Annotated in this window: 24 protein-coding genes; 16 read left to right on the top strand and 8 right to left on the bottom strand. The window is 27.8% G+C overall.

Translation table 11 applies throughout. The features are described from left to right. Positions 1-14 precede the first annotated feature (14 nt). A complete protein-coding gene (locus tag E4J94_RS09435; RefSeq protein WP_135835569.1) occupies positions 15-680 on the bottom strand; it encodes a ComF family protein in 666 nt (221 codons plus the stop codon). A 34-nt stretch (positions 681-714) separates the two neighbouring features. Here E4J94_RS09435 and queD point away from each other — a divergent pair, with 34 nt between their 5' ends. Beyond that, on the top strand, positions 715-1,167 hold the full coding sequence (queD, locus tag E4J94_RS09430) for a 6-carboxytetrahydropterin synthase QueD (RefSeq protein ID WP_185145638.1): 453 nt from the start codon (positions 715-717) through the stop codon (positions 1,165-1,167). Next, positions 1,143-1,970, top strand: a complete 828-nt coding sequence (locus E4J94_RS09425) for a UDP-2,3-diacylglucosamine diphosphatase (protein WP_135835568.1) — start codon at positions 1,143-1,145, stop codon at positions 1,968-1,970. The genes queD and E4J94_RS09425 overlap by 25 nt, the downstream gene beginning before the upstream one ends. Here the strand turns inward: E4J94_RS09425 and E4J94_RS09420 are convergent. Further along, the gene (locus E4J94_RS09420; RefSeq protein WP_135835567.1) at positions 1,905-2,849 is read right to left on the bottom strand and encodes a DUF6427 family protein; all 945 of its coding nucleotides are present in this window, start codon (positions 2,847-2,849) and stop codon (positions 1,905-1,907) included. The two genes, E4J94_RS09425 and E4J94_RS09420, sit on opposite strands and share 66 nt — an antisense overlap. A gap of 39 nt (positions 2,850-2,888) precedes the next feature. Between E4J94_RS09420 and E4J94_RS09415 the strand changes: the two genes are divergently transcribed. The 9 genes from E4J94_RS09415 to E4J94_RS09375 all read left to right on the top strand — a co-directional run bounded on the left by E4J94_RS09415 (position 2,889) and on the right by E4J94_RS09375 (position 13,366). Further along, positions 2,889-3,077, top strand: coding sequence for a hypothetical protein (locus E4J94_RS09415; protein WP_135835566.1), 189 nt, complete (start codon positions 2,889-2,891; stop codon positions 3,075-3,077). A 149-nt stretch (positions 3,078-3,226) separates the two neighbouring features. Further along, positions 3,227-4,162, top strand: a complete 936-nt coding sequence (locus E4J94_RS09410) for a hypothetical protein (RefSeq protein ID WP_135835565.1) — start codon at positions 3,227-3,229, stop codon at positions 4,160-4,162. Positions 4,163-4,170: 8 nt separating this feature from the next. Continuing rightward, entirely contained in the window at positions 4,171-5,412 is a 1,242-nt protein-coding gene (locus E4J94_RS17970; protein ID WP_168801852.1) for an oligosaccharide flippase family protein, read from the top strand. After that, the gene (locus tag E4J94_RS09400) at positions 5,409-6,653 is read left to right on the top strand and encodes a hypothetical protein (RefSeq protein ID WP_135835564.1); all 1,245 of its coding nucleotides are present in this window, start codon (positions 5,409-5,411) and stop codon (positions 6,651-6,653) included. Before E4J94_RS17970 ends, E4J94_RS09400 begins: the two co-directional genes overlap by 4 nt. Continuing rightward, a complete protein-coding gene (locus E4J94_RS09395) occupies positions 6,654-7,766 on the top strand; it encodes a glycosyltransferase (RefSeq protein WP_135835563.1) in 1,113 nt (370 codons plus the stop codon). Then, positions 7,763-8,848, top strand: coding sequence for a DUF1972 domain-containing protein (locus tag E4J94_RS09390; protein ID WP_135835562.1), 1,086 nt, complete (start codon positions 7,763-7,765; stop codon positions 8,846-8,848). Before E4J94_RS09395 ends, E4J94_RS09390 begins: the two co-directional genes overlap by 4 nt. A 65-nt stretch (positions 8,849-8,913) precedes the next feature. After that, positions 8,914-9,627 carry a glycosyltransferase gene (locus E4J94_RS09385; RefSeq protein ID WP_135835561.1) on the top strand — a complete coding sequence of 238 codons (714 nt, stop codon included), beginning with the start codon at positions 8,914-8,916 and terminating at the stop codon, positions 9,625-9,627. 2 nt (positions 9,628-9,629) lie between these two features. Next, positions 9,630-12,110 (top strand): DUF6311 domain-containing protein, encoded by a 2,481-nt coding sequence (locus E4J94_RS09380; protein WP_135835560.1) that lies wholly within the window; start codon positions 9,630-9,632, stop codon positions 12,108-12,110. 5 nt (positions 12,111-12,115) lie between these two features. Continuing rightward, positions 12,116-13,366: an O-antigen ligase family protein gene (locus E4J94_RS09375; protein WP_135835559.1), complete on the top strand. Its 1,251-nt coding sequence runs from the start codon at positions 12,116-12,118 to the stop codon at positions 13,364-13,366. Between the two features lie 16 nt (positions 13,367-13,382). Here E4J94_RS09375 and E4J94_RS09370 read toward each other — a convergent pair whose 3' ends face one another. The 5 genes from E4J94_RS09370 to E4J94_RS09350 all read right to left on the bottom strand — a co-directional run bounded on the left by E4J94_RS09370 (position 13,383) and on the right by E4J94_RS09350 (position 16,289). Further along, positions 13,383-14,810, bottom strand: coding sequence for an exopolysaccharide biosynthesis polyprenyl glycosylphosphotransferase (locus tag E4J94_RS09370; RefSeq protein ID WP_135835558.1), 1,428 nt, complete (start codon positions 14,808-14,810; stop codon positions 13,383-13,385). Between the two features lie 27 nt (positions 14,811-14,837). Further along, complete coding sequence (locus E4J94_RS09365; protein WP_135835557.1) at positions 14,838-15,407, bottom strand: hypothetical protein; 570 nt, start codon at positions 15,405-15,407, stop codon at positions 14,838-14,840. Positions 15,408-15,485: 78 nt separating this feature from the next. Then, entirely contained in the window at positions 15,486-15,677 is a 192-nt protein-coding gene (locus tag E4J94_RS09360; protein ID WP_135835556.1) for a response regulator transcription factor, read from the bottom strand. Beyond that, positions 15,674-16,087, bottom strand: a complete 414-nt coding sequence (locus E4J94_RS09355) for a response regulator (RefSeq protein WP_135835555.1) — start codon at positions 16,085-16,087, stop codon at positions 15,674-15,676. Before E4J94_RS09355 ends, E4J94_RS09360 begins: the two co-directional genes overlap by 4 nt. After that, positions 16,056-16,289: a sensor histidine kinase gene (locus E4J94_RS09350; RefSeq protein WP_168801850.1), complete on the bottom strand. Its 234-nt coding sequence runs from the start codon at positions 16,287-16,289 to the stop codon at positions 16,056-16,058. Before E4J94_RS09350 ends, E4J94_RS09355 begins: the two co-directional genes overlap by 32 nt. Before the next feature lie 321 nt (positions 16,290-16,610). Between E4J94_RS09350 and E4J94_RS09345 the strand changes: the two genes are divergently transcribed. The 3 genes from E4J94_RS09345 to E4J94_RS09335 all read left to right on the top strand — a co-directional run bounded on the left by E4J94_RS09345 (position 16,611) and on the right by E4J94_RS09335 (position 20,269). Next, positions 16,611-17,207, top strand: a complete 597-nt coding sequence (locus E4J94_RS09345; protein WP_135835553.1) for a thymidine kinase — start codon at positions 16,611-16,613, stop codon at positions 17,205-17,207. Further along, complete coding sequence (locus E4J94_RS09340; RefSeq protein ID WP_135835552.1) at positions 17,194-19,659, top strand: bifunctional UDP-N-acetylmuramoyl-tripeptide:D-alanyl-D-alanine ligase/alanine racemase; 2,466 nt, start codon at positions 17,194-17,196, stop codon at positions 19,657-19,659. The genes E4J94_RS09345 and E4J94_RS09340 overlap by 14 nt, the downstream gene beginning before the upstream one ends. Positions 19,660-19,777: 118 nt before the next feature. After that, the gene (locus E4J94_RS09335) at positions 19,778-20,269 is read left to right on the top strand and encodes a hypothetical protein (RefSeq protein WP_135835551.1); all 492 of its coding nucleotides are present in this window, start codon (positions 19,778-19,780) and stop codon (positions 20,267-20,269) included. 230 nt (positions 20,270-20,499) lie between these two features. Here the strand turns inward: E4J94_RS09335 and E4J94_RS17595 are convergent, their stop codons facing one another. After that, positions 20,500-20,658, bottom strand: a complete 159-nt coding sequence (locus tag E4J94_RS17595) for a hypothetical protein (RefSeq protein WP_168801849.1) — start codon at positions 20,656-20,658, stop codon at positions 20,500-20,502. A 114-nt stretch (positions 20,659-20,772) separates the two neighbouring features. On the opposite strand from E4J94_RS17595, the gene E4J94_RS09330 reads away from it, so the two are divergent. Continuing rightward, positions 20,773-22,977 carry a patatin-like phospholipase family protein gene (locus tag E4J94_RS09330; protein WP_135835550.1) on the top strand — a complete coding sequence of 735 codons (2,205 nt, stop codon included), beginning with the start codon at positions 20,773-20,775 and terminating at the stop codon, positions 22,975-22,977. Positions 22,978-22,981: 4 nt separating this feature from the next. After that, positions 22,982-23,407 (top strand): rRNA maturation RNase YbeY, encoded by a 426-nt coding sequence (gene ybeY, locus E4J94_RS09325; protein ID WP_135835549.1) that lies wholly within the window; start codon positions 22,982-22,984, stop codon positions 23,405-23,407. Positions 23,408-23,435: the final 28 nt, after the last annotated feature.

The raw sequence follows: 23,435 nt of genomic DNA, 5'->3' as shown, positions 1-23,435 counted from the left end.
GAAAAAGCTTGTTATTAAGCACAAGCAATGGTAATTACACTTATCTTAAAATTTTCTGAAAGATTAAACTTTTTAATTGCTGATGCAATCGTTGCTCCAGTTGTTAACACATCATCAATTAAAATATAATGTCCAGACTTAAGATTTGGATTGATTTCAAACGCATCTTTCAAATTTTCTAATCGATGTTTTTTATCTTCATTTACTTGAGAAGAATTGTATTTAATTCTAGTTAATCCGTTCGAAAAATAATTTATCTGATTAATTTCAGCCAACATTCGAGCAAAATCTTCTACTTGATTGAATCCTCTTGTTTTCAATCTTTTTGGATGCAAAGGAATCGGAATAATCCCATCATAATCACTTAAATCAAACTTAATTAATTGTGCTAAATCAATTCCAATTTCTGGACGATTTCTATATTTCATTTCATGCAAAATGGCTTGCGTCGTGTTATGATGTTTAAACTCTAACAAAGAAAATACATTTTCGACCTCACAAAAATTTCTCAATTTATCATAAGCGCGATTATTTTGATCAAAATTAAAATGCGTAAAAATGAGTTTTGTTGAGCACGAAACACACAGAAATTGCGAAGGTTGAATGACGTCTTGACAATCCAAACAACGCATCGGAAAAAATAAATCAACCAAAGAATTTACGATTGTTTTGATTTCCATTACCTTTGTAAATTAAAGTTTAGTACTAAATTTAATGAAAATCATTCGACTTACAAAAGCTTTTACGTTCGAAACTGCACATGCTTTGCATGGTTATGACGGAAAGTGTAAAAATATACATGGACATTCGTACAAATTATTTGTAACTGTGAAAGGAACACCTTCTGAAGATACAAACGATGTGAAACTTGGAATGGTGATGGATTTTGGAGATTTGAAAAAAATTGTAAACAAAGAAATTGTTAATCTTTTTGATCACGCAATTTTATTGAACGAAAATTCACCTCACAAAACGTTGGGAGAGAAATTGTTAGCTGAAGGACATAATGTTGTTTTTACTGATTATCAGCCATCTGCTGAAAATATGATTTTGTGGATTGTGGATAAAATCAAGCCACTTTTACCAATAAATATCGATTTGGTTGCTTTGAAATTACACGAAACTGAAAATTCTTATGCAGAATGGTTAGCGGAGGACAACCAATAAACATTCAGTTAGAAACTGATAAAAAAGCCTATTTTTCTTCGGATCATCATTTTGGTGCTCCGAATGAAAAAGATAGTTTGGTGCGCGAAAAATTATTTGTAAAATGGCTTGACGAAATAAAAGACGATTGTGGTGTTTTATTTTTGATTGGCGATTTATTCGATTTTTGGTTCGAATATAAACACGTTGTTCCGAAAGGATTTGTACGTGTTTTAGGAAAATTAGCCGAAATTTCTGATCGTGGAATTCCAATTTATTTCTTTGTTGGCAATCATGATTTATGGATGAAAGATTATTTGGAAGAACAAATCAATGCAATTGTTTTTCGAGACAAACAAGATTTTATCATCAATGGAAAAGATTTTTTTATTGTACATGGTGATGGAAAAGGACCTGGCGATAAAGGCTACAAACGAATGAAAAAGGTCTTTACCAACAAAGTTTGTCAATTTCTTTTTTATCTACTTCATCCCGATTTAGCAATGTGGTTGGGAATTACAGCATCCCGAAAAAATAAAATGATTTCAGGCGACGAAGATGTTAATTTCTTGGGCGTTGACAACGAATGGTTAATCATGTATAGTCGCAAACAATTGCATCGAAAATACTATGATTATCTTGTGTATGGACATCGACATTTACCGATGGAAATTGCGATAGGTAAAGCCCGTCATATCAATCTTGGTGATTGGATTAACTATTTTACATATGGTGTTTTTGATGGAAAAGAATTCGAATTAAAAACTTACCTCCGTGATCAAAGAGAAGAATCGAGGGATTCTATCATAAAAATTATAAATTAGTAAGCAAATCATAAAAACCCAAAGAAATGCCTCTTTTAACCATTCTATTTTGGGTTTGCTTTCATTAAAATATCTTGTTAACATCAGCATAATGCTAAAACCTAAAAAGGCTAGATAAGCATCATTGTTTCCTCCATAAAGAATGTAAGTGGTCAAAATTGCAATAAACATAAAATGCATCAACAAAAAGATCCGTTTCTTTTGCGCTGTCAATTTATTTATATTCTTGAAATGATTAACGATTGAATAAACTAGTATGATTGCAATTGGAATTAAAAACAATTGTTTCCATTCGAAATTCACTATCGTTAGCATCAATTGCTCTTTATAAAAATCGAACATAAAGTAATAATCAAGTAGAAAACTTACTTGCGCTATGATTAGAATTGGAAGAATAAATCCTAAGAAGCCAAGAATTGGAATTTTAGGTTCTACAACTCTTAAAGTTAAAAAATAGGCAAACACAACTATTCCTAAGAAAATAAGCGGAGGACTCAACAAAATTGCAAAACTCATAAAGACTCCTATATCAAATGCATTATATGTATCATTTTTTTCAGATTCAAAATAAAGCAATTGTGCTGTAACATAAGTCACAAGCAATAAACTTCCTGCAATTCGATAATCTGATAATCCTGCAATAAAAGGCATGATCCATAAAATATAAACAAAAGTTGGATAAGATGAAGTACTGATTAAATCATTACTGTAATCTGTATATCCAACAAAAGAAATTGTTAAAAGTGATAGAATTATTCCTAATTTTTCTAAATTACTCAGATCAATACTGTTAAAATTCGTTACACCAAGTAGCGTAAACAGCGTAATGATAAATATCTGTATAAAAAAAATCCTTTTGTCAAGTAGATTAACCAACATTTTATTAACTTTGATGCAAATTAAGCAATAAACTAGGATATGGGAATTATAACTGATTTATTTTTTGCGATTGGTGATTTATTTAAATGGACTTTCGAAAATTTATTGTCTCCAATAGGAGTTATTTTCGCATGGTTATTTACAATCGTTGGTATAGGATTAATGGCTTGGTGGTTAGTAAAAATCGCTAGCTTTGGAACAGAAAACGAAAAGAAATACGAAAGATAATTTGTCTTTTACTGTATAAAAATATATTTTCGAAAAAATAAAAAAGCCTCTTATAAATTTATAAGAGGTTTTTTTATGAAATAAACAATAGAGTCGCTCATTTCTCGTTTAACCTTTGTATTATACTTTTACAAAATATTATAAATAAAATGAATAATAATTCTAATCAACAAGACAATAACAATGAAATTGATTTGTTACATGTTTCAAATTCTATAAAAAAGGGATTTAATAATTCATTAAAAATTATTCCATTAAGTATAAAATTCATCAAAAAAAATATTCTCATATTAATAGGTCTATTCGTAATAGGTGCTATTGGAGGTTTTTTTTATAATAAAATGAATCTTCAATACCGTAGTAATATCATTGTAACTCCCAATTTTGATACAGTTGATTATTTGAATGAAAAAATCGCTCAATTAAATGCAAATATTCAACAAAAAGATACAGCTTTTTTTAATAAAATAGGTATTGATAAAAGTATGGAAATTTCTAGTGTTAGCATTAAGCCAATTCCTGATCTATATAAATTTTTGAATGAAGAAGATAAATATTATGATATTTTCAAAACCTTATCAGAGAATAGTGATGCTAAAAAGGTGTCAGAAGATTTATCAACAAGTAAATATTTTTCAAAACATTTAATCACAATAACATCTAAGAAAAAAACAGATAAAAAGGTACTAGATCAAATTGTTAAATATATAAATAGCAGTAATTTTTATGAAGTTTACCGAGTAGAAATTCTTCAAAACTTAAAGGATAAAATAGTTATTAATGATTCTACTATCCTTCAAATTGATGCTATTCTAAAAAAGGCAGGTTCTCCTTCAACTAATACAACGATTTCATTAAACAATGATTCTCAATTAACAGAACTGGTTAATGAAAAATTGAAATTAGTGAAAGAGAATCATCAGTTAAAAGTTCATCAATTTAATTTGAAGTACATTGTAACTCCTGTAAACTATTCTGAAAACATAGAAGATCATTCTGGATTAAAAGGAAAATACCATCTTATTTTTCCTGCTTTATTAATTGGATTATTTATTATAATATCGTTGATAAGAAAATTTAAATAGTCTTAAGGGTGAAAATTCCTTCAAAAATAACTAATTTCTTTGTTTATGGATTAGGACAATCAATCAATCTACTGAGTCCTCTTATTGTTATGCCATATTTGATAAAAATTTGTCAAGAAGATGGTTTAGGAAAAATAGGAATTGCATTCTCTATTTGCCTTATTTTAAATTGTATTGTTGACTATAGCTCTTACTTAAATGGAACTAAAGAAATTGTAATCAATAAAAAGAATTTATCCTTTCTTTCACAAAAAGTAAGTGATATTTATACCTATAAAACAATAATCTGTATCTTATTATTATGTTTATTCTTTATTATTATTCTATTATTTCCAACAATTAAAGAAAAAAAATTATTGGTTTTAAGTCTTCCTATTATATTGTCTCAATTACTCAATCCAAATTGGTTGTTACAAGGGTTAGAACAATTTAAATTGATTGCTATCTTAAATATACTTTCTAAAGTGATTTATATTTCGTGTATTTTTCTCTTTATTAAAAACAGAGAAGATTATATATGGGCAAATTTTTTTCTTGGTATAAGTGGTGTTCTAGTTTATTTTTTTTCTTTTCTGTATATTAATTATAAATTCAACCTAAAATTTAGTATTAGAAATATTTATCGAGGAATCAATATTATAAAAAATGACTTTAATATTTGCTTATCAGAATTCTGCTTATCTATTTATCAATATTTTCCTATTTTAATAGTTGGATACTTCACGGGAAATTCGACAGCAGGAATATATCGTGTAATCGAACAGATTTTTAGTATCTTCAGGACATTTATTTTTATGTTTTTCAATTTCAGTTATCCAACAGTATGTTATGATATTGAAAACAATCTGAAGAACGGTTTAAAAACATGGAAGTTGTATCACTCTGCCAATCTTGTTATTATTTTTATTGGTTGTTCATTAGTTTTCGTGTTTAGTAATTATATTTTAGATTTTTTTCACGTAACAGCAACAGATAAACAAGAGTTAACTTTTATTTTAAAGTTTGCAATAATAGTTCCTATTTTACTAGTTATTTCTCAATCTCTAAGACAACTTATGTTCGCTTTAAACTTATCTTCTTTTTATACTAGAATAATATACTTTTCTTGTAGTTTATCTGTTATTCTATTAAGCCTGTTAGTTTATCAAATCGGTTTAGTAGGTTCTTTTATTTCAATGATAATTATAGAAATAATCGTTGTCATACTATACTTAATAATTATTAGAAAAAAATACAACAAAGTTATATGAAAGTTACATTAAATAAAGAGTGGCCTTACCAATTACTATTCTTAATTGCTGTTGCATTTTCATATATCAATAATTATGAGATAAGTTTATCTGTTTGGTTAATAATTTTAGCTATTACAATAAAAAGATATTATTCGAAATCTATTATAGTACTATGCTCATTCTTTGCTCTAATAGTTTTCTTAGGATTATTAAGATCATTTTATTATGATTACAATTTATATGATATTATTAGAGATTTTTCTTATTTTATCAAACCTATTGTAGGACTTCTGATTGGTTATCAATGTTTCAGGTCTAAAGAAAATAATTTTTTTAATACAGTTATATATACCGCATTAATTATCGCTGTAATTCACCTCCTCATATTAGCTAATGCTTTTTTAGTTTACAGAATAAGATATGTATTTGAAATTAGAGACCATGGTGGTTTTTTTTCTGACTTTGAAACTTTTGCATTATTAATATTAATATTTCATAAAAAATTTCAATTAAACTTTTCCTTAAAAAAGAGATTTATACTGACCTCTATTATTGGTTTTTCTCTTTGTTTGTATTTAGCTAGGACAAACATGATTCAATTTGTTATTGTTTTCTGTGGAATGCTTGGTTTATTTCAGTTAAATAAGCTTAAACTTATTATACTTACAATAATTTTTATCATTGGATCTATAAGTTATAAAATTATCTATGATATGAATCCTTCTCGTTCTGCAACAGGATTTGAAAACTTCTTATATAAGATAAAAAATGCTCCTAAAGAAATTTATGATCCTTATGTAGTAAATGATAATTCACCCCGTTTTCATGATAACTTTAGATCTTATGAAACTAAAATAACAATCCAACAAGTTAAAGGCAAAGATAATTGGGGATTATGGTTAGGAAAAGGACTCGGAGCTACTGTAAATTATGGAGTTTCAATATGGACTAATGATGGATATCAAGTACGACATTCTCCTATTTTACACAATGGCTTCACAACAATATTTTTAAAAACAGGTATTATAGGACTCATAATATATATTTCAAGTATTGTTTATTTAGCTACTATGAAAAGAAAATCATCATCAAACTATTTAAACAATATGAAATTACTATTAAATAGTTCTGGAATATTTTTATTTATTTCATCGTTAGTATTCTTAGGATTATATCTCAAATTAGATAATAAGTCTCTATTTATAGGAGGGTTAATAGCCTATTATGAATTGATTTCTAAAAACAAAAATTTAATTTAAATGAAAGTTTTATTTCAAAGTAGAACTAATTTATATTCTGCTCCTGGAGGAGATTTGGTTCAAATGCAAAAAACAAAGGAGTACTTAGAAAATTTAGGTGTTTCAGTAGACATATCTCTAGATTTCGAACCAGATTTATCAAATTATGATCTTGTTCATCTATTTAATTTAATGGAACCTCAAGATATTTATTTACAATTTAAAAATGCTCAAAGGCAAAATAAGAAAATTGTATTATCCACTATTTATGGACTTTATACCGAATACGAAAGAAAAGCTAGAGGAGGTATGTTTCAAAAAATAGCAAACATTCTTTCTCCTTACCAAATTAGTTATATCAAAACCATTGTAAGACATTATCATGAAAAAAGATTACATGCTGGTGTTTGGAATATGGTGAGAAAAGGACATTACAATTTAATGAAAGAAATTGTAGATAATGTAGACGTATTACTTCCAAATTCTGATTTGGAAATGGCTCGTATCGCAAGAGAGTTTAAGTTAAAAGATTATAATTATTTTAATATTCCAAATGCTGTAGATACAAAAGTATTTAATCATAATATTCAGATTGACGATCAAGATAAATTTTTACAATTTGAAAATTGTATTTTATGTGCAGCAAGAATCGAAGGAAGAAAATCAACGCTAAACTTGGTAAGAGCCGTTAAAAACAGCTCTTATACACTTGTTTTAGTAGGAAATGAATCAAAAAATCAAAAAGAATTTGTAGAACAAGTTCATAAAGAAGCTGGAAATAATGTTCATTTTTTAGGTGCTGTTCCTCATAAAGACTTGGCTAAATTATACAAGCTTGCAAAAGTACATTGTTTGATTAGTTGGATGGAAACTCCTGGATTATCATCGCTAGAAGCGGGAATAATGGATTGTAATATTGTTATTACTAAAAAAGGGGACACTGAAGAGTATTTTGAAAACATGGCCTATTATTGTGAACCAGATAATGTTGATAGTATAAAAAAAGCTATTGATCAAGCTTATAATAATCCAATAAATCCAAAATTAAAAAATAAAATCTTACAAAAATATGTTTGGGAAAAAACAGCTGAATCAACCTTAAAGGCATATCAATTAGCACTAAATTTATCATGAAAATAGCCATTCTAGGGACTCGAGGTATTCCAAATTATCATGGAGGTTTTGAACAATTTGCAGAATTTTTTGCAGTTTATTTAGCCAATAAAGGAGAAGATGTTTATGTTTACAATTCTTCATTACATCCGTACAAAGAAAAAACTTTTAACGGAGTTAAATTAGTTCATTGTAAAGACCCGGAAGATAAAATGGGAACCGTTGGACAATTTCTCTACGACTTAAATTGTATTTTAGACGCACGTAAACGCAATTTTGATATTATCTTACAATTAGGTTACACAAGTAGCACAATTTGGTGGTGGTTAATGCCCAAAAAAGCTAAAATCATTACAAACATGGATGGCCTAGAATGGAAACGTAGCAAATACTCAAAAAAAGTACAATACTTCTTAAAATATGCCGAAAAATTAGGTGCGATACATTCTGATCATTTGATTGCAGATTCTTTAGGCATACAAGTCTATCTGAAAAATAAATACAACAAAAATTCTACTTATATTGCTTATGGTGCTGATGTATTTACAAATCCAAATGAATCTATTTTAGATAAATATAAAATCGAAAAAAATAAGTATAGTTTACTAATTGCTCGATTTGAACCAGAGAATAACTTAGAAATGATTTTGGATGGAGTGACAACCTCTACAAAAAAAGAACCTTTTTTGGTAATTGGAAAACATGAAACACCTTACGGAGAGTTCTTAAAGGAAAAATATAAAGCTTTCTCTAACATTATTTTTACAGGAGGTATCTATAATTTCGAGGAATTAAACAATATTCGTTATTATTCTCGTTTATATTTTCATGGGCATTCTGTAGGTGGTACAAACCCTTCTTTATTAGAAGCAATGGCATCTAACTGTTTAATTTGTGCTAATAATAATGAATTTAACAAAGGTGTTCTAAGAGAAAATGCATTTTACTTTGCTACTAGTAATGAAGTAAAACAACTTTATGACACTTTAGATAAAGAAAATGAATTAGAAAAAATTAATCAAAACACAACAGCTATAGAAAATGAGTTTAGCTGGAATATTATTAATGAAAAATATTATGATTTATTGAAATCTATTTCTTAAAAAGAAGATAACCACTTTTGCATCAAATTATTGATAATTTAAATATAGAAAAATTCAACTGATTCATGCCTAAAATTGCTATAATAATTCCTTGCTATAATGAAGAAGAAAGATTAAATGAAGATAATATAAAGCATTTGCTTCAACATCCTTCTATTACGATATATTTGGCAAATGATGGAAGTTTAGATAAAACATCTTTTATAATAAATGATATAGCAAATAAAAATGATCATTGTTTTGTGATTGATTTTGACCAAAATCAAGGCAAAGCCAATACTATTTATAAAGCTATTCAATTTATAAGTCAAAAAGAAATATATGATTACATTGGCTATTTTGATGCTGATTTTTCGACACCAGCATATAAAATGATTGAAATGATAGAAGCTTTAAAGAATTCTTCTTACGAGTTTATTTTTGCTTCAAGAATAAAAACTTTAAACTCTCGAATACTAAGAAAAACTTATAGACATTTTATAGGTAGAATTATTTTAACATTACTTAATTTAAAACATCATTTAGGAATTTATGATACACAATGTGGTGCCAAAATATTTTCTAAAACAATGATACAAGAAGTTTTTGAGCAAAAATTCTATACTTCATGGTTGTTTGATGCGGAAGTATTTATTCGATTGAAAAATAAAAATTTACTTATTTATGGAAATGAATATTCTATAGAAGATTGGAAAGATGTAGAAGGCTCTAAATTAAAACTAAATCACGCTTTTATCATTTTCAAAGAACTTTATCTACTTTATACAAAATATAATTAATTATGACTAATAAAACTTATTATCCTTATATATTAATCATTATATTATCCCTTATTGTTTACATTTTTACTTATGGTTTTCATACATTATTACCTAGTAATGTTGGATGGTTATTGAATGCGAGACATGATTGGGGGCAGCACTATCTTGGTTGGGCTTTTTATAGAAATAGTAATTGGACTTTTCCTTTAGGTACAATTAGCGATTGGTATTATCCTATGGGAACTAACGTAGGATTAACAGATTCTATACCTTTATTAGCATTAATTTTTAAATTATTTTCTCCTGTTTTAGGAAATGACTTTCAGTACTTTGGAATATGGTTATTAAGTTGCTTTATACTTAATGGGGTTTTTGCTTATAAGATTTTCAAGTATTTAAACATAAATATTGTTCTTAATTTTATTTTAGTTCTATTTGTAATAACAAATCCCGTACTTATCTATAGAGGTTTACACCCTGCTTTATGTGCTCAATGGTTGATATTAGCTTCAATATATTTGTATATAAAAGAGCCTCATTCTAATAAAGAAGCTTTCTCATTATCCTTTAAACAGAGTATTTTAATTCTTTTGAGTGGATTAATTCATCCATATTTAACATTCATTGTTGCTGGATTTGCAATTATCCTTCCTTTCAAAAATTTCTTCGTATATAAATCAATTTCAATTAAAAAGGCTTTAATAACAACATTAATAACATTCACCTTACTAATTATTAATTGGTATATTGTAGGGTTAATTGGAAATTCAAATTCTGAAGTAAATAATGGATATGGCTTATATAGTTGGAATTTTAATTCATTCTTTAATCCAGATGGTTTCTCTACATTTTTACCTCAGCTAAAACAAGTCAATCCTGCACAGTATGAAGGATACTCCTACTTAGGCTTAGGCATGTTAATTTTAATTCCTTTTTCTATAATCTTACTTGTATACAGAATTAGTATAAGTAAAATTAATGAAAACAATAAAAAGAGTTTTTATCTTTTTCTATTATGGCTAATCCCTCTAACTTTATTCGGAATAACGAATAATATTACCTATAATGATAAAGAAATTTTTACATATCCAATTCCTGATATTTTTATAAAATTAGGAAATATTTTTAGAGCTACTTCAAGATTTATTTGGTTATTATATTATACTGTATTTCTAAGCATATTAATCATATTTGCAAAATCTAAAATCAACAATGTAGTAAAGATTGTTACATTTTCTATTTTATTATGTATACAACTATACGATACAAAAACATTATTTACTTTTAGAAACTTAAAAAATGGTGGATATCAGCCTCCATTAACAGAAGAAAAATGGACTCAAGTTTTCAAAGAATTTGACCATATCATTCCTTTTCCTATTTATGAATGGAAAACTCTAAATCATTACGATTATCAAGACTTTGGATATCTTGCAGCTAAAAATAACAAAACTATAACCAATGCCTATGTTGCAAGAACAAATACAGAAGGTGAAACCGAATTTAAAAATAAAGTAATCTCAAATTTATATAATAATAAATTAGAACCTAACTCAGTTTATATCACAAGTGAGGAGAATCTTAAAAACTTTATTATTCCAATACTTTCAAAAAGTGTAAAAATTGTAATAATAGATAATTATTTTGTTATTTATCCTGCAAATAAACATATCAATATTTCTCAATCTATTGAGGATAAAAATAGACTTGATAAAGCATTAACTAAATTAAAACCTAATACATTTATAAAAACAAAAGAAACTTTTGTTCCTGTTAAAGATGATATTGATTATTATTTTGAATACTTAGAACCTAATACAAATTTCATTAATTTAAAAGGATGGGTTGTAGACAAACAATCTAACAACAACATGAAAGATTCTATATATATCGTTTTGAGGGATAAAAATGACTTTTATATTTCAAAAACTGATAATTACTTAAGAAATGATATCGGTCTAAAGTATAATAATAAAAATCTAGAAAATGCTGGTTTTGAATCTATTATTCTAACAAAAAATTTGTCTAAAGGAATATCTGTTAATTATGGAATATTAATTAAAACAGCTACTGGTTTAAAAAAATATGTTGAGACAGATCAATTGATTACAATCGGGAATAATGCAATAGAAAATCCTAAGCTTACGCAAGTTAATTTATCAACAGACCCTTTTTTCTTAAGTATAGATAAAATTGAAATAAAGAAAAATATTGTCATGATCTTTGGATGGTCCGCAAATGAATCTATTGACAATGAAAATGTTAAAAAAGAAATTATCCTTTTAAAAGACAAAACATTCTATAAAATAAATACTAATCCATACAAAAGAGATGATGTTGTAAGTTTAAATAGAAATCTTAAAAATGCAAATTATAGCGGTTTTATTGTAAACTTCTATATAGATGATTTACCTAAAGGTGACTATAAAATAGGTATAAGATTAACAAAAGATGATAAAACTTTTACTCAAATGAGCGATAAAACATTTACAATTAAATAATAGAAATGAACAAATTAATACAGTCCAATCAAAAATTAATAGGTTTATCGATAACATTATTATTAGCATCACTTCCTCTACCATTTGCTTTTATCAATATTGCTTTTGGATTATTGGTATTGGCCGTTATACTAAATTATAAACAGCTCCATTTCAAGTTTTCTTATGCATTACTTATACCTGTAGTATATTATTTCCTTTGCGTAGGATCTTTAAGTTGGACAATAGAAGCGAAGGAAACGAGTAAATATCTTTCAAAAGGATTATTCTTTTTAGCTTTACCAATCTTATTTTCGTTTTTACCAAAACTCAAGATTGAAAAAAGACAAGCTATTTTTAATAACTATAGTTATTTAATGACTATCGCAACTATTTTTTATCTTCTAAGAGCTTTATATAGATTTATCAAAACTGGTGAATCTCACTATTTTTTCTATCACGATTTAGTTACATTAGAGGTAAATGCTATTTACATTTCGTTGTTTATTTCATTTGCGTTTATTAATCTATTTATAAAAAAAAATAAGCAATGGTATGACTTTTTAGCTGTATTTCTACTTTTTGCATTTCTTATCTTATTATCGTCAAAAAATGTTATTATAATTACAATTTTAGGAATAATAGTCAGTTTCTGCTATAATAAATCAATCTTAAAAAAGAAAAACATCCTACTTATTTTAGCTGTGTTTTTTATCTTAATGATTCCTTTAGGCTCAAAAATAAAAGAACGTTTTGATTTAGAAATCCAAAATACGACCGAAAATGTGAAATTAGAAAATGGTATTATTAATGTTTCTATTGAAAATGCTTGGGAACAAGATTCTTTTGGACCACAATATTATTTTAATGGAACAGCTTTCAGATTGTATCAAATCCGACTTTTTAAAGAGTTTTTAAACGAAGATCATATTTTTTGGACAGGTTATGGAGCTTCTGCATCTCAAGATAAGATAATTGAAAAACAAAAGATGAATAAATTAATAGATTATTATGGGACTTTAAACTTCCATAACCAATACATTCAATCTTTTTCAGAATTGGGCATAATTGGATTTATATTATTAAGCTTAATGGTTATTTTTAATTGGGTAAAAGCGATTAAAAATCGTGATTTTATATTTTTGTTTTTTACCATTCTCACAACCTCTATAATGTTTACCGAATCTTTGTTTCATCGTCAACGAGGAATCGTATTTTTTATACTATTGTACTGTATTTTTCATAATACTTTACAAAATAAAAAGAACATCCAATAACAAGATGTTCTTTTATTTATATAGCATTTTCATCACCTCTCACTACTAACATTATCGTTTGATACACAATTTGTATATCAAGTAAATAAGACCAATTCCGAACGTAATATACATCTGTTCTAATACGTTTTTCCATATCTTCATCAGAATCTATAGCACCTCTATAGCCTTTAACTTGAGATAACCCTGTAATGCCTGGTTTTACGTAATGTCGAATGTTATAACGATTAATGATATCTCTGTAATAATGATCTTGAGAAATCATATGTGGTCGAGGACCTACAATAGACATTTCTCCTTTCAATACATTGATAAATTGAGGTAATTCGTCTAAACTTGTTTTACGCAAAAACTTTCCAATACGAGTTACACGAGGATCATTTCTTTCTGTAGCTTTTATAGAGTTATATTTAGAATCCATCATTGTTCTGAATTTATAACAATCAAATTCAACCCCATTCAATCCATTTCTTTTTTGAACAAATAAGATTGCGCCTTTCGAATCAATATAAATTAGCAAAGCAATAATCGGAAACAACCAACTTAATAAAAAAACACAAACCAAAGAAGCAAAAATAACATCAAACAAATTCTTAATTAACTGATTAAATTTCAAATCTAAAGGAAATCTTTTTACTTCAAATATGGGTAAAGTATCGATGTATACTACTTTTAGTTCTGTAATTCCATTATAAATTGAATCAGGAATATATGACACATTAATAAGATTCGTTTCTGATAGACTTACAATTTCATAAATTAAATCCTTGCTTATCTCTCCTTTTTGTGAAATAAAAATCTTATTAATTTTATTTTCCGAGATAAACTGTCGGAAATCTATGCCTTGTATTTTTAATAATCCTTTCGTAAAATCAATCTCCTCTTTTCCAATTTTATCAAACAGAGATATACCTAAATCCTTTCGTTCCTTTAATAAATTGATAAATTTATTCGTGTTATCATTCTCATCAATAATCAAAATATTTGTTAAATCTTGACCTTTTAAATGTAGATTTCGATAATAAATAAAAATTGAAAGACGAGTGAGTAAACCCACCAAAAAAAGTAATAAAATATAAGTAATTCCTAATTGCGGTGAAAATAAATCAGATGATTTCAAGCCAGATATCGCAAATACGACAATAGAAAAAAATAAAATTTGATAAATTAATTTTTTTATAATGTCTACAAATTTTAATCTTCTATATACCTTATACAAAGAAACATTATTGGCAATCAAAAACCATATAACAACAAACAATAATAATGCCTTATAATGAGCTTTAAATAACTCAAAATAAGTAGGTATCTTTTCTAAAGGATAGTCTTCTGTCCAAAAATATTGATATTGCAATTTCAAAAAAATGAAAAAGAAAAAAATCAATAATATTGTATCTAAAAACTCTTGAAAAAAGTAAATTTTTACATATCTCTTTTGTTGCATTTCATTAATTAAAGTAGAAGAAGTGTTCTATTTTTCTTCTTTTGATTTGTTATAAATTTTATTCAAACTTTTCTTTAACTCATCCGTACTCAATGCATATGGATCAAAATTACCATCAGCATTAGGTCTCAATTCTATTGTTAATTTAATAGGATTGAAAGATGTTCCTTGTCCATCTCTAAAATATTTTCCATAAAAATCTTCATGACTAATGTTAAACTTATTATCATTATATAAAAATTCAACATTTTTAATGGAGATTCCTGTTTGTTCAACATTTGCTCCATAATCAAGTCTTAAATTTTGAGGTTTTACACCTTCTGGTAATTCAATAACAACTGATTGCATAACTGTTTGCCCATATATAGGAACACGAACTGATTTATCTTCAGAAAATGTATTGCTATTACTATAGAAAAGTTGATACATATCATTCGTAGGAAATACTCCTTCTAAAATAATAACTAATCCTTTTGAATCTCCATTTTCGGTTTTCTCTTTTTCAGACAAGTCATTCCTTCCTCCTTTTTTATCTCCACAAGATGATAATGTTAAAAATAAAGAAATAAACAGAATGCTTAATAATTTTTTTTTCATACCCATTAATTACAATTAAATATTTTTTTACTCTACAACGAAAAAGAATTGATTTTCTTATAAATTTTATTGTATAAATTATAATTGAATAATTTCTAACATCATTGCTTTCTTTGTGAGTTCTGCATTATTTAAAACTTCAAGTTTTAAAAATATATTTTTCTTATGAGTATCTATAGTATGTTTACTCAAAATTGTTTTATGTGCTATTTCGTTTACTGTAAAACTTACTGCAATTAGATTAACAATTTCTTTTTCTCTTTTACTCAAAAAAAAAAATAAATAATGCTAGAGTCCAACAAACGATCTTTCTTTTTATATGTTTCATAATGCACGGATCTTATTGTATCAAATAACTCATTTTTAGCAACTTCCTTCAACAATACAGCATCTACACATGACTTATCTATATTATTCGCATAAGAACTAAGAACAATTATTTTCCCTATAAACCTATGGTTCTTAATTTTATGTATTAATCCCAATCCATTTACATCGGGCATAGAAATATCAACAATCAAAATGTCAATAAAAAGATCATTTAGTTTATCGAGTAGATTAATCGCTTTTGTTGTTGAATAAACTATTTTGAAATCATTCTCTTGCTCTATTAGCCTTTTTAAACCATCTAAAAAAAGTTGATGATCGTCAATCAATCCTGTTCTTATCTTTTTCTCCATCTAACTCTATAATTATTGTTGTTCCATTTCCTAACACTGAATCTATTGTAAAAGTCCCTCCAATAAGTTCTATTCGCTCATTAATGTTTACAATTCCTATCCCTTGTTTTGTCTCTTTTTCTTCAAATCCTTTTCCATCATCTTCTATAATTAAACTAAACATCATTTCATGTTTTGTCGCAGTTATTGTAACATTGAGCATCGGCATGTTTTTCTATATTATGAAAGATTTCCTGTAAAATTCTATAAAGGTGTATTTTTTGTTCTTCGTCCAAAAAATAAAAGCCTCATTAGGATAGATAATTAATTCAAATTTGTTGATGATTTGGGTACAATCCACGAAAAAACAATTATTAAAAAATAACTTACCTAATTCTTAATCATTAATACTTATTTAGGTCAAGTAACAATATTGTTACTTGACCTTTTTTCTTATATCTCTATCTTCATTTAATTTTTTACTTCATTCAACTAATTTATTCCGTAAATTTGTTTTCACATTTTAAACTAAATTATCTGAACTATGTTCCTCGAAAATACCTTTAATCATAACAAAAAAAGTGGATGGATAGAAGTCATCTGTGGCTCAATGTTTTCTGGTAAAACCGAAGAACTAATCCGACGCCTAAAACGAGCGGAATTTGCCAAACAACGTGTCGAAATTTTCAAACCTACAATAGATACACGTTATGCAGATCGAGAAGTCGTTTCGCACAACCAGAATTCAATTACATCGACACCTGTCGAATATTCTTCGGCAATTTTATTATTAGCTGATGATTGCGATGTTGTAGGAATTGATGAAGCACAATTTTTTGATGAAGGAATTGTAGATGTTGCAAATGAGCTAGCAAATCAAGGAAAACGGGTTATTGTTGCTGGTCTAGATATGGATTTTAAAGGTCGCCCTTTTGGTCCAATGCCTAATTTATTAGCTACTGCAGAATATATAACAAAAGTTCATGCCATTTGTGTTCGTACAGGAAATTTGGCAAACTATTCACATAGAAAAATAGATAGTGATCGTCTTGTAGAATTAGGCGAGACATCTGAATACGAACCATTAAGCCGAGCTGCTTTTTGGGAAGAATATAACAAACAAAAAGTTGAAAACGTATAATCTAAATCAAATTTCGAGTATCATTAATGGTACTTTGATTGGAAATGGGAATGAAATCATTGATCAAATTTTTTTTGATTCTCGTATGATTGTCAATCCAGCTCACGGAATTTTCTTTGCTTTTCAAGGAAACCAAAAAGATGGACACTTGTATTTGCAAGATGCTTATCAGAGAGGAATTCGAAATTTTGTCGTGGAAAAAGCATTGATTAATTTTCCTAATGCAAATTTTATAGAGGTCGAAAATCCTCTACTTGCTTTACAAAATTGGGCAAAAATTCATCGTAAACAATTTCATTTTCCTGTAATAGGAATTACCGGTTCCAATGGAAAAACAATCGTAAAGGAATGGTTGAATCAATTGTTATGGAAAAAATTCTCGATTGTTCGTAGTCCAAAAAGTTACAATTCTCAATTCGGAGCAGCACTTTCTATATTGCAAATGGAAGAGAAAAACGATTTGGGTATTTTCGAAGCTGGAATTTCGATGCCAAATGAAATGCAAAATCTCGAAGAAATTATTCAACCAACAATTGGTGTGTTGACAAAAATAGGAGAAGCGCATTTAGAAAATTTCGAAAATCAAGATGAATTGATTCAGGAAAAACTGAAACTATTTTCTCATGTTGATAAATTAGTTTTCAATATCGAGAATGAAAAAGTTCATCAAGCTATTCTAGAAAATCCACATTTAGCAAAAATTGATAAATACACGTACGGTTACTCTAATTCTGCCTCCGTACAGATCAAGCAAATACAAAGTAATCAGACCAATACACAAATTTCTATTTTACATAATCAAGAAGAATTCACCTATTCAATTCCTTTTATCGATGATGCTTCGATTAAAAATAGTTTAATTTGCTTAACGACTTTAATTAGTTTAAATATTGATTACAAGCAACTTAAAAACGAATTTAATCAACTTCTACCAATCGAAATGCGTTTGGAAATTAAAGAAGCGATTAATCATTCAATTTTAATTAATGATACCTTCAATTCTGATCTAAATTCATTAAAAATTGGTTTAAATGTGTTAAATCAACAACCGCGCGACAAAAAATCGTTGGTGTTGACGGATATTTTACAAAGTAACTTATCTGACGAAGATTTATATCAACAAGCAGCCGATTTAGTCAACCCTTATCATTTTGATGAAATCGTTTTAATCGGAGAAAAAATTTCTCAGTTCAAACATTTATTTGAATCATATGTTCGTTCGTTCAATTCGACTGAAGAATTCTTAGAACAATTCAAACATCAACATGTCGACAACGAAGCTATTTTATTAAAAGGTGCTCGTCCTTTCAAATTAGAAAAAATTTCGAATGAATTAGAAACACGTTCCAACGATTCTGTTCTCGAAATTAATTTACAACACCTTATCGAGAATATAAATGTATACCGTTCATTGTTAAAACCTACTACAAAATTGATGTGTATGGTGAAAGCGAATAGTTATGGAACAGGAAGTTTTGAAGTGGCAAATACCTTACAAAATAACGGTGTCGATTTCTTAGGAGTTGCAATTGCAGATGAAGGAAAAGAATTGCGCGAAGCTGGAATTACAATTCCTATTATCGTCATGAATCCTGAACAAAGTAGTTATTCAACACTCATCGATTATCAATTGGAGCCAGAGATCTATAGTTTGCGCGTCTTGAAACTATTTATTCAGAAATTACAAGAAAAACAGATTTCTTCGCCTTATCCAATTCACTTAAAAATGGAAACAGGAATGAATCGTCTTGGTTTTCACGAAGATGACTTCGAAGAGTTAATTGCAATTCTAAAAGATAATTCGCATGTTTATGTTCGATCTATTTTCACACATTTAGCAACTGCTGATATGCCAGAAGAGGAAGATTATGCGAGACATCAATTGAATCGTTTTGACAGTAGTTATGAAGCTATTACAACAGCTTTAAAGATAAAACCAATCAAACATGCGTTAAATTCTCCTGGAATTGTGGCGTATGGAGAGCATCAATATGACATGGTTCGTTTAGGAATCGGGATGTATGGCTACTCTGAATATACCGATTTTATGGAGAAATATTTGAAACCTGTTGTGCGTTTCAAAACTGTAATTTCTCAAATTTCAGAGATTGAAAAAGGCGAAACTGTAAGTTATGGTCGTCGTTTTACAGCGGAACGTCATACCAAAATTGCAACTTTACCTGTAGGTTATGCAGACGGAATTCGTCGTTCGCTTGGTTACGGAAAAGGAAAAGTGGGTATCAATGAACATTTGGCTACAATTACCGGAACCATTTGTATGGATATGATGATGGTTGATGTTACCGATATTCCATGTAAAGAAGGTGACGAAGTGACTATTTTTGGGCATTCGCCAACTTTAGCCGATGTTACCGAATGGTTAGGAACAATCCCTTATGAAGTCTTGACTTCGGTTTCCCAACGTATAAAACGCGTTTATTACAAAGAATAATATATTGAAAGAGTTACTGAAAAGTAGCTCTTTTTTTTATCATTTACTCATTTACAATCGATTAAAACCTTTTAGATGTTTTTTTATTATTATTTTAATGAAATTTCAAATTATGCTTATGAAAAACTTAAAGAAAACATTACTGATTTTATTTACAGCTACTTTATTATTTAACTGTAGTGATGACAAAGCTTCCTCTCAAGAAGAATATTACGAACAAGTAAAAAGCTCTAAAGAATACAAAGAATTAATGAAAACTGTAGTCGATGGCTTTGACCAAAACTCTGATATTAATACAAAATATGTTGTAGCAAAAACAGAAGAAGCTAAAAATAAAATGCAAAGAGGAGAAAAAAAGGAAAATATCAATTTTTCAAGTGTAGAATCTTTTGATAAAGATATACAAGAAAAAACAAACAAATCTTTATTTTCTGGTAAGGCGTATGAAGAGAACAAAAAAGCAGCTAAAAATTTTTACGCAAAATATCCTGAGTTTTTAACTGATAAAGAAAAGCAAGAATTTTTGGTGAACGAAGCTACAAAAGAATTGAATTTAGAAAAAAGAACAAACGAAAGATTAAAAAAATATAACGAATTAACTAATCAATAAATAGAAATTTATGAAAAAATTCTTATTAATATTCACAATTTTTATTGCAGCACCTTTTGCTTCTGCTTGTGGTCATTGTTACAATAGCTATATTAATTGTGTTGACAATAATTTCATTAGATGGAAATTGCATTTAAAAAGTGATATGGAATATGCAGATGCTATTATTGGCTGTAACAATAATCATATCTCATGTTGTGTAGGATAGATAAAGAATTTGAAAAAAAGAGTTACTGAAAAGTAGCTCTTTTTTTGTAGCCTAATTGTATGAAATTCCTTTTGTATATCTTTCTGTTTTTCTCATTAATTCCAATATTCTTTTTAGGAATGATATAAGTTCTTACATTTATTTCCTCAACTTTTGAAACAGAAACTATGGTAAGTTTCATCTTTTTAATTTCAATAATAGTTCTTTTAATACTTTATTATTCCATCAAAAGTCAAAAATTAAAAAACAACTAAGCATTAAAATCTTTATCTTTATTCCTCAATTTAGATCAATTATGCGCAGTCTTTTTGCTTTCATTTTCATTATTTCGACCATTTCTTTTGCACAAGAAACGAAGAACGATTCAATGCGTCTAAAAGTGGGTGTTGTATTGAGTGGTGGCGGTGCAAAAGGTTATGCACACGTTGGCGCTTTAAAGAAGATCGAAGAAGCAGGAATCAAAATTGATTATATTGGAGGCACAAGTATGGGCGCTATTATTGGCGGATTATATGCGGCTGGATATACGCCTGACGAGCTAGAGAAAATTATGCATCAATTGGATATTTCTTCATTGATTATACAAAATAAAGATCGTGCAGAAATTCCTTTTTTCGAGAAAGCATACAAAGAAAAATATATCTTAGAATTACCTTTTGATAAGTTCAAATTAACGATTCCTAATGCGATTTCAAAAGGTCAAGGCCCACTTGATTTATTGACTTATTTATTGCGTCCTGTTCATAATATTGATGATTTTAATAAACTTCCGACGCCTTTTGTTTGTATCGGAACCGATCTCGAAACTGGAGAAGAAAAAGTCTTTCGTTCGGGATTTTTACCTCGCGTTATTTTGGCTTCAGGTGCTTATCCAACCATGTTAGATCCTGTCACAATTGATGGTAAAATATATGTTGATGGCGGCGTTGTCAACAATTTTCCAGTAAAAGAAGTGAAAGATATGGGAGCTGATATTATTATTGGTGTTGAGTTAGGTGATGGATTACAAAAGCGAGAAAATCTAAACTCTGCAATTGATATTTTGAGTCAAATTATGACAATGAGCATTGTAAAAAAAACAGATGAGCAAAAAAAATTAGTTGATTTATTGATAAAACCTGAATTAAAAGAATATGCTGTTACCAGCTTTGATGAAGTTGATTCTATATACAAACGAGGATTTATAGCTTCTGAAAAAGTTTTTGATCAATTAAAAGAAATTGCAAAAAAACAAAATGCTTATGACAAAAGTAGAAATGAAATAAAACTTGATGATTATGTCTTGGTAAAAGAAATTGAAATAGAAGGATTAAAGAATTTTAATAAGAATTATATCGAAGGAAAATTAGGTATTCGTACCCCAGAAATAATAAAATATGATGATTTAAAATTAGGAATTTCTAAATTATATGCTTCAGGAAACTTTAATAATATTACCTATAAAATATCAGAAATAGATAATGATAAAAACCTTTTAACATTGAAAGTTCAGGAAAACAAAACGCAACAATCAATTCGTTTTGGATTACATTATGATGATCTATTTAAAACTGGATTGCTCCTAAACTTCACTTCAAAAAATTTATTCGTTAAAAACTCTATTCTTTCTACTGATATTATTGTAGGAGATTATGCAAGATATAACATTAATTTTTTCATAGATAACGGATATTTACCAAGTATTGGTTTCAATTCTTATTCTCATTATTTTGATAAAGAAATCGATCTTAGAAACTTCTTGGGACAAGATAATATTTATAAAAAAGTAAACTACAATTTCAGAGAATATATTAATCAACTATACATTCAGTCTACAATCAAAGAAAAATATGCAATTGGTATTGGGCTCGAACATCAATACACAAAAGTATTTACAAATAATTTTATTGCTTATAACGAAGATTTCCCAGCAAAAACTGAAGGTTATTATTGGAAAGCATATGGATATATCAAAGCAGATAATCGAAACAATGCTAATTTTGCTCGAAGTGGCTTAAAATTTGATGGAAGTTTCAAGTATTTATTTGATTCTAATGTAACTGGATTTGAAAACAACTATTTGTTAGAATCAAGTTTAGAGGCAAATTTTCCGTTAAATAATTTCCTAAGTTACAGATTTACTGCTAACTTTGGAACCTTTTTCAATGATAATGTTACGATGCCTCAAAAATTTTTTTTAGGAGGTTATGTTGAACAAGATTTTTTCAATTATACAAAGTTTTATGGGCTTCCTTTTGGTTCTGCGGTTGGTGATAATCAATTAATGTTTGGATCTCATATTCAAGCTCGAATTTTGAAAAATCATTACACAAGTTTATTTATGAATATAGCAAATATCTCAGATAGATTTGAGCAATTAAGTTTAACAGATTATAAATATCTTGGGTATGGCGTTACTTATGGCTACGATAGTCCATTAGGACCTTTAAATTTTATTTGGAGTTATTCGCCTTACACAAAAAAAGGATTATTTAATTTAAGTTTAGGTTACTGGTTTTAGAACAATGATAGAATTATTTTACGAAACAGATTTTGAGCTAAAAGATGCTCAAACTTGGATAGATTGGATCGTAGAGAGTATGAAGAATGAAGGGAAGACAATAGAAGATTTAAACTATATTTTCTGTGATGACGAATACTTACTTCAAATTAATCGACAATATTTAGACCACGATTATTACACAGATGTTATCGGTTTCGATAATTCTATTGAAGATGAATTGATGGGTGATATTTTTATTAGCGTCGAACGAATCAAAGATAATGCAGAGCAAAATGGTGTTTCTTTTGAGAACGAATTAGCTCGTGTTGTCATCCATGGAATATTACATTTTGCTGGTTATATGGACAAAGATCCAGATGACAAAGAATTGATGACTGCTAAAGAAAATCAATATTTAGAAACATTTAGTAGCTATCTAAATCAATAATGTTCCACGTGGAACATTTATTATTTTA

Source organism: Empedobacter tilapiae (assembly GCF_004785645.1).
GTDB classification, from domain to species: Bacteria; Bacteroidota; Bacteroidia; order Flavobacteriales; family Weeksellaceae; genus Empedobacter; species Empedobacter tilapiae.
The sequence above is the reverse complement of the archived record's forward strand: the minus strand, read 5'-3'. Positions and strand labels throughout refer to the sequence as shown.

What these genes read in the sequence shown, in the direction of transcription:
- E4J94_RS09435 (WP_135835569.1), bottom strand. Translation starts at nt 680, where the DNA reads ATGGAAATCAAAACAATCGTAAATTCTTTGGTTGATTTATTTTTTCCG.
- queD (WP_185145638.1), top strand. Translation starts at nt 715, where the DNA reads ATGAAAATCATTCGACTTACAAAAGCTTTTACGTTCGAAACTGCACAT.
- E4J94_RS09425 (WP_135835568.1), top strand. Translation starts at nt 1,143, where the DNA reads ATGGTTAGCGGAGGACAACCAATAAACATTCAGTTAGAAACTGATAAA.
- E4J94_RS09420 (WP_135835567.1), bottom strand. Translation starts at nt 2,849, where the DNA reads ATGTTGGTTAATCTACTTGACAAAAGGATTTTTTTTATACAGATATTT.
- E4J94_RS09415 (WP_135835566.1), top strand. Translation starts at nt 2,889, where the DNA reads ATGGGAATTATAACTGATTTATTTTTTGCGATTGGTGATTTATTTAAA.
- E4J94_RS09410 (WP_135835565.1), top strand. Translation starts at nt 3,227, where the DNA reads ATGAATAATAATTCTAATCAACAAGACAATAACAATGAAATTGATTTG.
- E4J94_RS09400 (WP_135835564.1), top strand. Translation starts at nt 5,409, where the DNA reads ATGAAAGTTACATTAAATAAAGAGTGGCCTTACCAATTACTATTCTTA.
- E4J94_RS09395 (WP_135835563.1), top strand. Translation starts at nt 6,654, where the DNA reads ATGAAAGTTTTATTTCAAAGTAGAACTAATTTATATTCTGCTCCTGGA.
- E4J94_RS09390 (WP_135835562.1), top strand. Translation starts at nt 7,763, where the DNA reads ATGAAAATAGCCATTCTAGGGACTCGAGGTATTCCAAATTATCATGGA.
- E4J94_RS09385 (WP_135835561.1), top strand. Translation starts at nt 8,914, where the DNA reads ATGCCTAAAATTGCTATAATAATTCCTTGCTATAATGAAGAAGAAAGA.
- E4J94_RS09380 (WP_135835560.1), top strand. Translation starts at nt 9,630, where the DNA reads ATGACTAATAAAACTTATTATCCTTATATATTAATCATTATATTATCC.
- E4J94_RS09375 (WP_135835559.1), top strand. Translation starts at nt 12,116, where the DNA reads ATGAACAAATTAATACAGTCCAATCAAAAATTAATAGGTTTATCGATA.
- E4J94_RS09370 (WP_135835558.1), bottom strand. Translation starts at nt 14,810, where the DNA reads ATGCAACAAAAGAGATATGTAAAAATTTACTTTTTTCAAGAGTTTTTA.
- E4J94_RS09365 (WP_135835557.1), bottom strand. Translation starts at nt 15,407, where the DNA reads ATGAAAAAAAAATTATTAAGCATTCTGTTTATTTCTTTATTTTTAACA.
- E4J94_RS09355 (WP_135835555.1), bottom strand. Translation starts at nt 16,087, where the DNA reads ATGGAGAAAAAGATAAGAACAGGATTGATTGACGATCATCAACTTTTT.
- E4J94_RS09350 (WP_168801850.1), bottom strand. Translation starts at nt 16,289, where the DNA reads ATGCTCAATGTTACAATAACTGCGACAAAACATGAAATGATGTTTAGT.
- E4J94_RS09345 (WP_135835553.1), top strand. Translation starts at nt 16,611, where the DNA reads ATGTTCCTCGAAAATACCTTTAATCATAACAAAAAAAGTGGATGGATA.
- E4J94_RS09335 (WP_135835551.1), top strand. Translation starts at nt 19,778, where the DNA reads ATGAAAAACTTAAAGAAAACATTACTGATTTTATTTACAGCTACTTTA.
- E4J94_RS17595 (WP_168801849.1), bottom strand. Translation starts at nt 20,658, where the DNA reads ATGAAACTTACCATAGTTTCTGTTTCAAAAGTTGAGGAAATAAATGTA.
- E4J94_RS09330 (WP_135835550.1), top strand. Translation starts at nt 20,773, where the DNA reads ATGCGCAGTCTTTTTGCTTTCATTTTCATTATTTCGACCATTTCTTTT.
- ybeY (WP_135835549.1), top strand. Translation starts at nt 22,982, where the DNA reads ATGATAGAATTATTTTACGAAACAGATTTTGAGCTAAAAGATGCTCAA.